At 60.0% G+C, this 12849-nt stretch carries 13 protein-coding genes; 12 read left to right on the top strand and 1 reads right to left on the bottom strand.

All coding sequences use genetic code 11. The annotated features are described in order from the left end of the window. Window positions 1-2: 2 nt before the first annotated feature. Complete coding sequence (gene uraH, locus B9Z40_RS15585; protein ID WP_100174412.1) at window positions 3-356, bottom strand: hydroxyisourate hydrolase; 354 nt, start codon at window positions 354-356, stop codon at window positions 3-5. Window positions 357-526: 170 nt separating this feature from the next. On the opposite strand from uraH, the gene B9Z40_RS15580 reads away from it, so the two are divergent. From B9Z40_RS15580 to B9Z40_RS15525, 12 genes are all read left to right on the top strand, one after another. Beyond that, window positions 527-1192, top strand: a complete 666-nt coding sequence (locus tag B9Z40_RS15580) for a GntR family transcriptional regulator (protein WP_100174288.1) — start codon at window positions 527-529, stop codon at window positions 1190-1192. 21 nt (window positions 1193-1213) lie between these two features. Continuing rightward, window positions 1214-2164, top strand: a complete 951-nt coding sequence (puuE, locus tag B9Z40_RS15575) for an allantoinase PuuE (RefSeq protein WP_100174287.1) — start codon at window positions 1214-1216, stop codon at window positions 2162-2164. 2 nt (window positions 2165-2166) lie between these two features. After that, window positions 2167-3942, top strand: a complete 1776-nt coding sequence (gene uraD, locus B9Z40_RS15570; RefSeq protein WP_100174286.1) for a 2-oxo-4-hydroxy-4-carboxy-5-ureidoimidazoline decarboxylase — start codon at window positions 2167-2169, stop codon at window positions 3940-3942. Continuing rightward, entirely contained in the window at window positions 3939-5192 is a 1254-nt protein-coding gene (locus tag B9Z40_RS15565; RefSeq protein WP_100174285.1) for a M20/M25/M40 family metallo-hydrolase, read from the top strand. Before uraD ends, B9Z40_RS15565 begins: the two co-directional genes overlap by 4 nt. 93 nt (window positions 5193-5285) lie before the next feature. Next, window positions 5286-5513, top strand: a complete 228-nt coding sequence (locus B9Z40_RS15560; protein ID WP_100174284.1) for a ParD-like family protein — start codon at window positions 5286-5288, stop codon at window positions 5511-5513. Continuing rightward, a complete protein-coding gene (locus B9Z40_RS15555; RefSeq protein ID WP_100174283.1) occupies window positions 5510-5782 on the top strand; it encodes a type II toxin-antitoxin system RelE/ParE family toxin in 273 nt (90 codons plus the stop codon). Before B9Z40_RS15560 ends, B9Z40_RS15555 begins: the two co-directional genes overlap by 4 nt. Window positions 5783-6000: 218 nt before the next feature. Next, entirely contained in the window at window positions 6001-7488 is a 1488-nt protein-coding gene (locus B9Z40_RS15550; RefSeq protein ID WP_100174282.1) for a nucleobase:cation symporter-2 family protein, read from the top strand. Between the two features lie 172 nt (window positions 7489-7660). Beyond that, window positions 7661-8695 carry an ABC transporter substrate-binding protein gene (locus B9Z40_RS15545; RefSeq protein ID WP_100174281.1) on the top strand — a complete coding sequence of 345 codons (1035 nt, stop codon included), beginning with the start codon at window positions 7661-7663 and terminating at the stop codon, window positions 8693-8695. Between the two features lie 125 nt (window positions 8696-8820). Further along, entirely contained in the window at window positions 8821-9639 is an 819-nt protein-coding gene (locus tag B9Z40_RS15540; RefSeq protein WP_100174280.1) for an ABC transporter ATP-binding protein, read from the top strand. A gap of 13 nt (window positions 9640-9652) precedes the next feature. Continuing rightward, window positions 9653-10420, top strand: a complete 768-nt coding sequence (locus B9Z40_RS15535; RefSeq protein WP_100174279.1) for an ABC transporter permease — start codon at window positions 9653-9655, stop codon at window positions 10418-10420. A 51-nt stretch (window positions 10421-10471) separates the two neighbouring features. Further along, window positions 10472-11302 (top strand): urease accessory protein UreD, encoded by an 831-nt coding sequence (locus tag B9Z40_RS15530; RefSeq protein ID WP_100174278.1) that lies wholly within the window; start codon window positions 10472-10474, stop codon window positions 11300-11302. 150 nt (window positions 11303-11452) lie between these two features. After that, a complete protein-coding gene (locus B9Z40_RS15525) occupies window positions 11453-12679 on the top strand; it encodes an MgtC/SapB family protein (protein ID WP_100174277.1) in 1227 nt (408 codons plus the stop codon). Window positions 12680-12849 lie beyond the last annotated feature (170 nt).

The raw sequence follows: 12849 nt of genomic DNA, 5'->3' as shown, positions 1-12849 counted from the left end.
CTTCACGACCCGCGGTAGGTCGAATAACTCCACGGACTGGCCAGCAGGGGTACATGGTAATGCTGGTCTTCGTGTGCCACACCAAAGTCCAGCGACACGCGGTTCAAAAAGTTGGGTTCGGGCAGTTCCACGCCTTTGGCCTTGAAGTAGTCGCTCACATTGAAGACCAAGCGGTAAGTGCCTTGGCGCAGGCTGGCGTGGTCGTACAGCATGCCGTCAGGGTTGCGCCCGTCGTGGTTGAGGGTGAAGCTTTTGACCAGCGTGGCCTGCTCGCCTTGTGTGGTGTACAGCGCAACCTGCATGCCAGCGGCTGGGCAGCCGTGCATCGTGTCCAGAACGTGAGTGCTCAATCCCATGGTGTGCTCGCTTTGATTGGTGAGGGGTTGAAAAAGGTGGTTTTTGCAGGCTTTTACAGCCTGGCTCAAATCAGTCGACCAAAGTGTATACAATTTTGCATCGAGTGGCTATGATTTGAGCCACAGGATCTAAATCCACCCAAAAACACCCGCAAAAGGGACAGCGAGACATGGAAACCTCCACCACGCACCACATCGTCGAGTCGCTGACCAAAGCCATTGTGGAGCATCGGCTTTTGCCCGGGTCCAAGCTGGCAGAACAAAAACTGGCCGACCACTTTGGCGTGTCCCGCACTTTGGTCAGACAAGCCTTGTTTCAGTTGTCACAAAACCGTTTGATCAAGCTCGAACCCGCACGGGGCGCTTTTGTGGCCGCACCGTCGGTCGAAGAAGCCCAGCAGGTCTTTGCCGTGCGCCGCATGCTGGAGGCCGAAATGACCCGCGCCTTCGTGCAGCAGGTCACGCCTGAGCAAATCACCGCGCTCAAAGAACACATCCAGCAAGAGCGTGAAGCCGTGACGCAAGGCGACGTGACGGGCCGGACCGAGTTGCTGGGTGACTTTCATGTGCGCATGGCCGAGCTGATGCACAACGATGTGTTGGCCCAAGTGCTGGGCGAGTTGATCTCGCGCTGCGCCCTGATCACGCTGATGTACCAGTCGCGCAACGAAGCCGAACACTCGACCGACGAACACGTTGCCATCGTGGCGGCCATGGAAGCCAAGAACAGCGACCAAGCCGTGCAGCTGATGCACGAACACCTGCTGCACGTCGAGCAAAGCCTCACTTTTGACCGCCAAGTGCCGACCCACGACATTTCTCTGGCCCTGGCCTGATCCCTTGCACTGAACACCGCCATGAGCACCTACGACTCCACCCTCCCCTACCCCCGCGACTTGAAAGGCTACGGCCGCCATGTGCCGCACGCCCAATGGCCGGGCGGCGCACGCGTGGCCGTGCAGTTTGTACTCAACTACGAAGAAGGCGGCGAAAACTCGGTGCTGCACGGCGATGCGGGCTCCGAGCAGTTTTTGTCTGAAATGTTCAACCCCGCGTCCTTCCCCGAGCGGCACATCAGCATGGAAGGCATTTACGAATATGGCTCGCGTTCTGGCGTGTGGCGCATCCTGCGCGAGTTTGAAAAGCGTGGCCTGCCACTCACCGTGTTTGGTGTGGCCACCGCGCTGCAAAAGCACCCCGAGTTAACCGCTGCCTTCCAAGAACTTGGCTACGACATCGCCTGCCACGGCCTCAAGTGGATCCACTACCAACATATCGACGAAGCCACCGAGCGCGCCCACATGGCCGAGGCCATGGAGATCATTCAGAAGCTGACCGGTGAACGCCCCTTGGGCTGGTACACCGGCCGCGACAGCCCCAACACGCGCCGCTTGGTGGCCGACTTTGGCGGCTTTGAATACGACAGCGACTACTACGGCGACGACCTGCCGTTTTGGATGAAAGTGCGCAAGTCAGACGGCACCGATGCGCCGCAGCTGATCGTGCCCTACACCCTGGACTGCAACGACATGCGCTTTGCGCTGCCGCAGGGCTATTCGCACGCCGATCCGTTTTTCCAATACATGAAAGACACATTTGACGCGCTGTACGCCGAAGGCAACCCGGATGGCGACAACGCCCCCAAGATGATGAGCATCGGCATGCACTGCAGATTGCTGGGGCGCCCCGGCCGCATCACCGCGCTGCAACGCTTTTTGGACCACATCCAGTCGCACGACAAAGTCTGGGTGGCGCGGCGCATCGACATCGCACGGCACTGGAAAGCCACACACCCCTACAAGGACTGAACATGCCTTTGACATTGGAACAACTCAACAGCGCATCGCACGCCGATGCCGCGCAGATGCTCGACGGCCTGTACGAGCATTCGCCCTGGATCGCCGAACAGGCTCTGTCTCAACGCCCATTCACATCGCTGGCGCAACTCAAACACGCCATGTGTGAAGTGCTGGCACACGCCGGGCGCGACGCGCAGCTGGGCCTGATCCGCGCACACCCCGAGCTGGCAGGCAAGGCCATGGTCAGCAAGTCGCTCACAGCCGAATCCACCAACGAACAAACCAAGGCGGGTCTGACCGACTGCACGCCTGAAGAGTTTGCCAAGATCCAGAAACTCAACGCCGACTACAACGCCAAGTTCGGCTGGCCCTTCATCCTGGCGGTGCGCGGCCCGCGTGGCGTGGGCTACAACAAACAGCAGATCATCGACGCCTTCGAGCGCCGCCTGTTCGGTCACCCCGACTTTGAATTGGCGGAGTGCCTGCGCAACATTCACCGCATCGTCGAAATCCGCCTGAACGACAAGTTTGGCGTGGAGCCCACATTGGGCCACCTGGTCTGGGACTGGCAAGAAAAGCTGGCGCAACACTCCGACCCTGGTTTTGCCGAGTTGGGCCAACTCACGGTGACATACCTCACCGACGCACACCGCGCCTGCGCCCAACGCATCACGCAAAACATGCGCGATTGCGGCTTTGACGAGGTCTACACCGACGCCGTGGGCAACGTGGTGGGCCGCTACCACCCGGCCACCGCAGGCGGCAAATACCTGATGACGGGCAGCCACTACGACACCGTGCGCAACGGCGGAAAGTACGACGGGCGCTTGGGCATCTTTGTGCCCATGGCCTGTGTGCAGCAGTTGCACCAGCAAGCCAAGCGCCTGCCCTTTGGCATTGAAGTCGTGGCCTTTGCCGAAGAAGAAGGCCAGCGCTACAAAGCCACCTTCCTCGGCTCGGGCGCGCTGATTGGCGACTTCAAGCACGAATGGCTGGACCAGCAAGACGCCGACGGCATCACCATGCGCGCCGCCATGCAGCACGCGGGCCTGTGCATCGACGACATCCCCAAAATCCAGCGCGATCCCGCCCAGTATTTGGGCTTTGTCGAAGTCCACATCGAGCAAGGCCCGGTGCTCAATGAAGTGAACATCCCGCTGGGCGTGGTCACGTCGATCAACGGCAGCGTGCGCTACCTGTGCGAAGCCTTCGGCACGGCCAGCCACGCGGGTACCACCCCCATGGACCGCCGTCGCGACGCAGCCTGCGCTGTGGCCGAACTGGCGCTGTACATGGAGCAACGCGCCGCGAAAGACGGCGACAGCGTGGCGACGATGGGCCAGCTGCAAGTGCCCAACGGCTCGATCAACGTCGTGCCCGGCCGATGCCTGTTCAGCCTGGACATGCGCGCCCCCACCGATGCGCAGCGCGACGCGCTCGTCGCCGACGTGATGAGCCAACTTGACCAAATTGCCGAGCGCCGAGGTGTGCGCGTCAAAGCCGAACTCACCATGAGCGCGGCAGCCGCGCCCAGCGCCCCCGAGTGGCAAGCCCGCTGGGAAAGCGCCGTTTCAGCTTTGGGTGTGCCGCTCTTCAAACTGCCCAGCGGCGCAGGCCACGACGCGATGAAGCTGCACGAAGTCATGCCGCAAGCCATGCTGTTTGTGCGCGGCGAAAACGGGGGCATCAGCCACAACCCACGCGAATCCACCACCAGCGACGACATGCAACTGTGTGTCGATGCCTTCACCCATGTTTTGAACCAACTCTCTCAGGAATTGTCATGAGCGCTACTGAAAACCAATACCAACAACTCGACGCCTGGATCGACGCGCACTTCGACGAACAGGTCAAATTTTTGCAGGCTCTGGTGCAAGTGCCGACCGACACCCCACCCGGCAACAACGCACCACACGCCGAGCGCACCGCCGAGCTGCTCAAGCCCATGGGCTTTGACGCAGAAAAGCACCCTGTGCCCGCCTCCGAAGTCAAGGCCTATGGCCTGGAGTCGATCACCAACCTGATCGTGCGCCGCAAATATGGCGAGGGCAAAACCATTGCCCTGAACGCCCACGGCGACGTGGTGCCCCCCGGGGAAGGCTGGACACACCCGCCCTACGGCGGCGAGATCCATGGGGGTGCCATGTACGGCCGCGCCACCGCCGTGAGCAAGTGCGACTTTTCCACCTTCACCTTTGCCACGCGGGCGCTCGAATCACTCAAAGCCCCCCTCAAAGGCGGTGTGGAACTGCACTTCACCTACGACGAAGAGTTTGGCGGCGAAATGGGCCCCGGCTGGCTGTTGGCCAAGGGCCTGACCAAGCCTGATCTGATGATCGCTGCAGGCTTCAGCTACCAGGTCGTTACCGCACACAACGGCTGCCTGCAAATGGAAGTCACCGTGCAAGGCGAGATGTCGCACGCCGCCATCCCCGACAGCGGCACCGATGCGCTGCAAGGCGCGGTGCACATCTTGAGCGCCCTGCTTGCGCTCAACACGCAATACCTGAAAGTCACGTCCAAGGTCGAGGGCATCACCCACCCCTATCTGAACGTGGGCCTGATCGAAGGCGGCACCAACACCAACGTGGTGCCCGGCAAAGTCAGCTTCAAGCTCGACCGCCGCATGATCCCCGAAGAGAACCCGGCCGAAGTGGAAGCCAGCATCCGCCAAACCATTGCCGACGCCGCAGCCAGCTTCAAGCCCCCACGCGGTGGCCATGAGCTGAAAGTGGATGTGCGCCGCATGCTGCTGGCCAACGCCATGAAGCCCCTGGCGGGCAACCAACCTCTGGTCAGCGCCATCCAAAAACACGGCGAACAAGTCTTCGGCGAAGCCATCCCCGCCCTAGGCACCCCGCTCTACACCGACGTGCGCCTGTACGTGGAACGCGGCATCCCCGGCGTGATCTACGGCGCAGGGCCGCGCACCGTGCTCGAATCCAACGCCAAACGTGCCGACGAACATGTGCAGCTCGATGACCTGCGCCGGGCGACCAAGGTGGTGGCGCGCACCTTGCTGGATTTGCTGGCCTGATGGCAGCGGGGCCCACGCCCTGCTGACCACGCTTCTTGACCCCGAATCGCCATCGATGCTACATTTGTAGCAATCAACTTCAAGGTGAATCACATGGGCATGCCTGTCCGCATTGACGACGCACTTTACGAACAAGCCAAGGCGCACGCCAGCGCCGAGCGCCGCACCATCGCTGGGCAAATCGAGTTTTGGGCGATGGTCGGTAAAGCCGCTCTCGATAACCCCGATCTGCCCATCGATTTTGTGCGCGAACTCATGGTGGCCCGTGCGGAAGGCCCCCTGCTGGCTACGCCGTTTGTGCCCCAATCCAGCATCTCATGAGCATTCAGGTTTTTCAAACTGCCGCTTTTGCCAGGGCGTACAAAAAGCTGCACACAAACCAACAAACGGATGCAGACGAAGCCGTTGCGGCCATCGTGGCCGACCCAGCTTTGGGCGAACCCAAAAAGGGCGATTTGTCTGGTGTGTTTGTCTACAAATACCGAAGCCAGCAGCAGCTGATGCTCTTGGCTTATGAATACGACCCCGGCACGCGCATGCTGCTGCTGTTGGGATCGCACGAAAACTTTTACCAAAAACTCAAGCGATGAGCAGCTTGATGGCCACTTGAGTTAACACCGCTGTACTGAAAGCCGCCGCCCTTCGGGGTTCAGGCGGTTTTTTGCATCCGGGGCACATTGACCTTAAATACACAGGGTTTTCACGCATCACAGCCCCTTCATTTTTGTATACAGTTTCGAACACAAAGAAGCACACATCTAGTTTCTTTGCGGTTTTCCCCTCTGTTTACTTTTCAGGAGACCCCTCCATGAGTTCAACCATCCACCCCGTGGACGAGCATTTGCCCAACGGCAAGCTCGCCGCTTTGGGCCTGCAACATGTGCTGGTGATGTATGCCGGTGCTGTGGCGGTGCCCCTGATCGTGGGTCGCGCCCTCAAACTGAGCCCGCAAGACGTGGCCTATTTGATTTCGGCTGACCTGTTTTGCTGCGGCCTGGTGACTTTGATCCAGTCGCTGGGTGCCACACAGTGGTTTGGCATCCGCCTGCCGGTGATGATGGGCGTGACCTTTGCATCGGTGGCCCCCATGGTGGCCATGGCCAACAACAACCCAGGTGAAATGGGCGCGCAGCTGATCTTTGGCTCCATCATCGGGGCGGGCATCATCTCGATCCTGATCGCGCCGCTGGTCAGCCGCATGCTGCGCTTTTTCCCGCCTGTGGTCACGGGCACCATCATTGCCGTGATCGGCATCAGCTTGATGCGCATCGGCATCAACTGGATTTTTGGCAACCCCTTTGGCCCCACAGCGCCCAGCATCGTGACGCCTGAGCACAAGCAATGGCTGGACGCAGCCGCAGCGGCGGCCAGCGCACCCGGCTCCACCTTGCCGGCCATGCCCAAAGACCTGGCACTTTTGCCCAAGATGCCCAACCCCAAATACGCCGACCTCACGGGTGTGGGCATTGCCGCTCTGGTGCTGGCGTCGATCTTGCTGATCGCACGTTTTGCCAAAGGTTTTGTGGCCAACATCTCGGTGCTGCTGGGCATCGTGATCGGTGGCGCGGTGGCCACGGCGATGGGCCTGATGAACTTCGACAAAGTGGGCAAAGCCGCTTGGTTCGATGTGGTCATGCCTTTCCATTTCGGCATGCCCATTTTTGAGCCGGTGCTGATTCTGACCATGACCTTGGTCATGATCGTGGTGATGATCGAGTCGACAGGCATGTTCCTGGCCTTGGGCGAGATGACCGACAAGAAGGTCGACCAAGCCGCACTCACACGCGGTCTGCGCACCGATGGTCTGGGCACGCTGATTGGTGGCATCTTCAACACCTTCCCTTACACCAGCTTCTCGCAAAACGTGGGCTTGGTCGCGGTCACGGGCGTCAAGAGCCGCTTTGTCTGCGTGGCCGGTGGTTTGATTTTGGTGGCGCTGGGCCTGCTGCCCAAGATGGCCGCACTGATCGAGTCACTGCCCACCGTGGTGCTGGGTGGCGCGGGTCTGGTGATGTTCGGTATGGTGGCGGCCACTGGCATCCGCATTCTGGGCGCAGTGGACTTCAAAAACAACCGCGGCAACGCCATTGTTGTGGCGGTCTCGATCGGTATCGGCATGATTCCTCTGATCGCACCCAACTTCAAACAGTGGATGCCGCATGGCCTGCACCCGCTGATCGAATCGGGCATCTTGCTTGCCTCCATCACCGCAGTGGCTTTGAACCTGTTTTTCAATGGCGCCAGCGGTGACAACCGCGATGCAATTGAGGCCGCCAAACAAGCCGAAGCGCATTAAACAGGTGCGCGGATACTTTTAACCCCATTTTGGTGCCAGAGTGGCCTCACTTCGGCACCAAAACAGGGGGTTTCTAGGGGATGAACCTGACACAGCTTGTCAGGCCCATGGTCGATAATGGCACCGAATTTGCTAGTCAAATTACACCGTTTATTAGACTCTGGAGCCCCTCATGAACAAGCGTTTCCTTCTCAAGGCGACCGCCATTTTGGCCGTCGCCGCCGCTTTTGGCACTGCCCAAGCCCAAACCACCCCCATCAAATTCCAGATGGACTGGCGCTTTGAGGGCCCAGCTGCTTTCTTCTTGGTGCCGGGTGCCAAGGGCTATTTCAAGGACGCCAAACTGGACGTGACCGTGGACTCGGGCAACGGCTCGGGTGGCGCAGTCACCCGGGTGGCTTCGGGCACTTACGACCTGGGCTTTGCCGACCTGGCCGCCCTGATGGAGTTCCACGCCAACAACCCCGACGCGCCCAACAAGCCTGTGGCCATCATGATGGTTTACAACAACACACCCGCTTCGGTGATGGCTTTGAAGAAGTCCGGCATCAAAACACCTGCCGACTTGGCTGGCAAGAAGCTGGGCGCCCCTGTGTTTGACGCCGGTCGCCGCGCATTCCCCATCTTCCAGAAAGCCAACGGCATTGGCAACGTGGCCTGGACGGCCATGGACCCCCCTTTGCGCGAGACCATGCTGGTGCGCGGTGACGTGGACGCCATCACTGGCTTCACTTTCACCTCGCTGCTCAACATTGAAGCGCGTGGTGTGAAAGCCGAAGACGTGGTCGTGATGCAGTACCCCGACTTTGGTGTCAAGCTTTACGGCAACGCGATCATCGCTTCGCCAAAAATCTTGAAAGAAAACCCAGCGGCTGTGAAAGCCTTCCTCGCCGCCTTCACCAAAGGCGCCAAAGACGTGATGGCCGATCCGGCCAAGGCGATCGAAACGGTCAAGGCGCGCGACGGCATCATCAACGTTGAGTTGGAAACCCGCCGCCTGCAATTGGCCATCGACACCGTGATCAACAGCCCATCGGCCCGCGCCGAAGGCTTTGGTCAAATCAACGCCCCCCGCATGACCCTGATGGCGTCACAAGTGTCTGACGCGTTCAACACCAAGACCCGCGTCAAGTCCGAAGACATCTGGAACGGCTCGTTCTTGCCCACCGCCAAAGAGCTGGACATCTTGCCCAAAGGCAAGAAGTAAATCTGCGCAAGCTTCGGGGCATTCAACCCCGGCGCTCCGGGCCCACCGCCACCCTGCTCGGGTCGGTGGGCTTTTACAGGGCGTAGCGTGTATACACTTTCGAACACCATTTTCGAGCTCTCACCATGACCCAAGAATCATTCGTTGATTTCCAGAATGTCTGGCTGGCCTACAACGACGAGTTGCTGGCGCAAAACCACTTCGCTGTCGAAGACATCAACCTGCAGGTCAAACAAGGCGAGTTCATCGCCATCGTCGGGCCATCAGGCTGCGGCAAGTCCACCTTCATGAAGCTGACCACGGGCCTGAAGATGCCCAGCAAAGGCCGCATTTTGGTCGACGGACAACCGGTGACCGGCCCGCTCAAGATCAGTGGCATGGCGTTTCAGGCCTCATCCCTCTTGCCTTGGCGCACCACGCTCGACAACGTGCTCTTGCCGCTGGAGATCGTGGAACCTTACCGTTCCAACTTCAAGCAAAAGAAGGCCGAATACGTGGAGCGTGCACGCAAGTTGCTCAGCACCGTGGGCCTGGCTGGCTATGAGGACAAGTTTCCATGGCAGTTGTCGGGCGGCATGCAGCAACGCGCCAGCATCTGCCGTGCTTTGATTCACGAGCCCAAAATGCTGCTGCTGGACGAGCCCTTTGGCGCGCTCGACGCCTTCACCCGCGAAGAGCTGTGGTGCATCTTGCGCGACCTCTGGACCGAGCAAAAGTTCAACGTGATTTTGGTCACGCACGATCTGCGCGAATCGGTGTTTTTGGCTGACACGGTGTACGTGATGAGCAAGAGCCCCGGCCGCTTTGTGGTGAAAAAAGAAATCGATCTGCCCCGCCCGCGTGATCTGGAGATCACCTACACACCCGAATTCACCAACATCGTGCACGAGCTGCGCGGCCACATCGGTGCCATGCGCAAGACCGGTGCAGCGATCAACCAATGAGCGGGAGCCCCACATGAACAAGAAATCCCTCGAAACCTGGTCACCCTGGATCTTGCTGGTGCTGAGCATCTTGATTTGGGAAGGCCTGTGCCGTGCTTTCAACGTGTCGGAATTCATCTTCCCCAGCCCTTGGCGCATTGCACAGCAAACCATTGAATACCGCGACGTGATCGCAGGCCACGCTTGGCGTACCTATTGGGTGACCATGGTGGGCTTTGGCATCGCCATCGTGGTGGGCGTGCTGCTGGGTTTCATCATCGGCAGCTCGCGCCTGGCTTATGCCGCCGTGTACCCACTCATGACCGCCTTCAACGCCCTTCCCAAAGCGGCCTTTGTGCCGATTTTGGTGGTGTGGTTTGGCATCGGCATTGGCCCCGCCATCCTCACGGCTTTCCTCATCAGCTTTTTCCCCATCATGGTGAACATCGCCACAGGTCTGGCCACACTGGAGCCTGAACTCGAAGACGTGCTGCGCGTGCTGGGCGCCAAGCGCTGGGACGTGCTGGTCAAAGTCGGCCTGCCCCGCTCCATGCCTTACTTTTACGGCTCGCTCAAAGTCGCCATCACCTTGGCCTTTGTCGGCACCACCGTGTCCGAGATGACGGCGTCGAACGAAGGCATTGGCTACTTGCTGATTTCTGCGGGCTCAGCCATGCAGATGGGCCTGGCCTTCTCAGGCCTGGTGGTGGTGGGCGCCATGGCCATGGTCATGTACGAGCTCTTCAGCTACATCGAAAAGCACACCACAGGCTGGGCACATCGCGGCTCGCAGGGTGAATGAAACGTGTGAACGGTTTGGTGTGAAGTTGGACAAGCTCATCGGCTGCGCCTTATGACTTGGCTGGCACGTCTTGATTTGGACTACACGCTTGAATCCGATCGGAGCGTGGCCCGCTACCTGCACGAGGGCCCGCTGCGCATCCTGCAAAGCCTCTACCCCGAAGGCGATGCGGTGTGCCACAACGTGCTGGTGCACCCGCCCAGCGGCTTGGTGGGTGGCGACACGCTCGACATGCGCGTCACTGTTGGGCCCGGCGCACATGGCTTGGTGACCACACCTGGCGCCACGCGCTTTTACAGAAGCGATACGGGCTTGGCCACGCAACAGGTGCATGCCCGTTTAGAAACAGGTTCACGACTGGAATGGCTGCCACTCGAAGCCATTGCCTACAACGGCTGTGAGGTTATCAACCGCGCTGTGTTCGACCTCGCGCCCGGGGCTGAGTTGATCACATGGGACATCACCGCTTTGGGCTTGCCAGCGGCAGACATGCCCTTCACGCAAGGCGCATTCCGCCAACACCTGGAAATTCCAGGCGTGTGGTTGGAACGCGGCATGCTCAGCGCCAGCGACACCCGCTTGCTGAACAGCCCACTGGGCCTGGCAGGGCAACGCTGCATGGCCACGCTGGTGTTTGCAGCGGGCAGCGCCATCGCTTCAGAGCGCGCCGATCGCGCCCTGGCCTGTGCGCGTGAGTTGCTTGAAGCATCTGAACTGCGGCTGACCGCGGGGGCTACATCGCCTCACCAACAGGTGATCGTGCTGCGGGTGCTGTCACCCGTGACCGAGCCGGCCTTTCAACTGCTGCGAAAGGTGTGGGCTGCTTGGAGACAAGAGATGTGGGGGTTGCCAGGCAACGTTCCGCGGTTGTGGAACATGTAACCCCAGAGATCTTTTCTCGCAAGCGCCAGTTCATCAAACATTCAGCAGGGCACAGGCTCGTTTTCCAAGGCCTGGTTCAATCAGAGAGTGATCTGGATCACTGTTAGGCGCTGGATCTCATGTTCAGATGCGGATGATGTTTGTCTTGCCATGAACTCCACTGCACATTGGACAGGTTTGTTGACCGCCCTCGGGGTGGGCTTGCTGATCGGTGTGGTGCGCGAGCGACGACACCAACCCGGTAGAACGAAGGCTGGCACGCGGACGCACTTGCTCGTGGCGATACTCGGCAATGTGAGCTGGAGTTTGGGCACTTCGCCATTTGTGGCCACGGTCTTGGTGGTCGGCGCGCTGGTGATCGGCGGTTATCAGGCCACCGCCCAAAGCGATCCCGGCCAGACAGGTGAGGCGGCTCTGCTGACGACACTGATGTTGTCGGCGCTTGCGCAGCAAAACCCGAGCTTGTCTGCGGCTCTCGGCGTGCTGGCTGCCGCAATGCTGCATGCCAAACAAGCGTCGCAGCACATCAGCCGTGTTCTGATCACGGATCAGGAGTTGCAAGACGCACTGATCTTGGCAGCCGCAGCACTGGTCGTGATGCCGCTGCTGTCAGACCAAGCGATGGACCCCTGGGGTGTGCTGCAACCCACCACGCTGTGGCGCATCGTGGTACTGGTCATGGCGGTCGGCATGCTGGGCCATGTCGCACAGCGTGTGCTGGGGGGTCGTTGGGGTATGCCACTGGCGGCATTCTTTTCGGGTTTTGTGTCCTCCACTGCCGTGGTCGTCAGCACGGGTCAGCGCGTGCGGTCAGGGCAAAGCGATGCACTGCCTGCAGCGGCTTGTGCCCTGCTGGCCAATCTGGCGTCGTTGACGCTGTTTGCAGGGGTGCTGGGGGCGGCATCACCGACGCTGCTGTTTGCCATGCGCTGGCCACTGGTCTTGGCGGTCCTTGGCTTGCTTCTGGTGGTGCTGCTCGCCTTGCGTCGCATCGATGGGGACGGTGCCAAGACCCCAATAGGGCGTGCCTTCAAGCTCACCCATGCCCTCGGCATGGCCAGCATCATCGCCTTGATGTCCTTGCTTGCCGCTTGGCTGCAACATTTTTTTGGCGATGTGGGTGTGCTGGTGGCTGCCCTGTGTGTGGCCTGGGTGGAAGTGCATGCCGCCGCTGCCAGCATTGCGCAGCTGATTCAGACAGGTGGGATGACGCCTGAGTGGGCGCACTGGGCACTGGTGGCCGTTCTCGCCTCAAGCGCAGTGGCCAAAACCACTTTGGCGATGGCCAGCGGCGGGATTCGCTACGGTCTGACCGTAGGACTGGGATTCGTGGCCATGGTGGTGGGCGGCGTGGTGGGCGTGTTGTGGTTTGTCTGAATTGAGCCAGCAGGCTTGTGATGGATGAGAGTCTGCTTTAGGCCTTGGATTCAACCGATCGATGCAACACACTAGAAACTGCTTTAGCAGAAGGAGTGTTGCAGATGAAGCGAAGACCTAGAATTTACTACTCTGATAGCCAGAAGGCCCTAATGTGGGAACGCTGGAAA

It is taken from the genome of Limnohabitans sp. 15K (genome assembly GCF_002778285.1).
GTDB lineage: Bacteria > Pseudomonadota > Gammaproteobacteria > Burkholderiales > Burkholderiaceae_C > Limnohabitans_A.
Note: the sequence above shows the minus strand (reverse complement) of the source record. Positions and strands in the feature narration are given on the sequence as shown.

Coding starts and splice junctions, on each gene's coding strand:
- uraH (WP_100174412.1), bottom strand. CDS start 356: ATGGGATTGAGCACTCACGTTCTGGACACGATGCACGGCTGCCCAGCC.
- B9Z40_RS15580 (WP_100174288.1), top strand. CDS start 527: ATGGAAACCTCCACCACGCACCACATCGTCGAGTCGCTGACCAAAGCC.
- puuE (WP_100174287.1), top strand. CDS start 1,214: ATGAGCACCTACGACTCCACCCTCCCCTACCCCCGCGACTTGAAAGGC.
- uraD (WP_100174286.1), top strand. CDS start 2,167: ATGCCTTTGACATTGGAACAACTCAACAGCGCATCGCACGCCGATGCC.
- B9Z40_RS15565 (WP_100174285.1), top strand. CDS start 3,939: ATGAGCGCTACTGAAAACCAATACCAACAACTCGACGCCTGGATCGAC.
- B9Z40_RS15560 (WP_100174284.1), top strand. CDS start 5,286: ATGGGCATGCCTGTCCGCATTGACGACGCACTTTACGAACAAGCCAAG.
- B9Z40_RS15555 (WP_100174283.1), top strand. CDS start 5,510: ATGAGCATTCAGGTTTTTCAAACTGCCGCTTTTGCCAGGGCGTACAAA.
- B9Z40_RS15550 (WP_100174282.1), top strand. CDS start 6,001: ATGAGTTCAACCATCCACCCCGTGGACGAGCATTTGCCCAACGGCAAG.
- B9Z40_RS15545 (WP_100174281.1), top strand. CDS start 7,661: ATGAACAAGCGTTTCCTTCTCAAGGCGACCGCCATTTTGGCCGTCGCC.
- B9Z40_RS15540 (WP_100174280.1), top strand. CDS start 8,821: ATGACCCAAGAATCATTCGTTGATTTCCAGAATGTCTGGCTGGCCTAC.
- B9Z40_RS15535 (WP_100174279.1), top strand. CDS start 9,653: ATGAACAAGAAATCCCTCGAAACCTGGTCACCCTGGATCTTGCTGGTG.
- B9Z40_RS15530 (WP_100174278.1), top strand. CDS start 10,472: ATGACTTGGCTGGCACGTCTTGATTTGGACTACACGCTTGAATCCGAT.
- B9Z40_RS15525 (WP_100174277.1), top strand. CDS start 11,453: ATGAACTCCACTGCACATTGGACAGGTTTGTTGACCGCCCTCGGGGTG.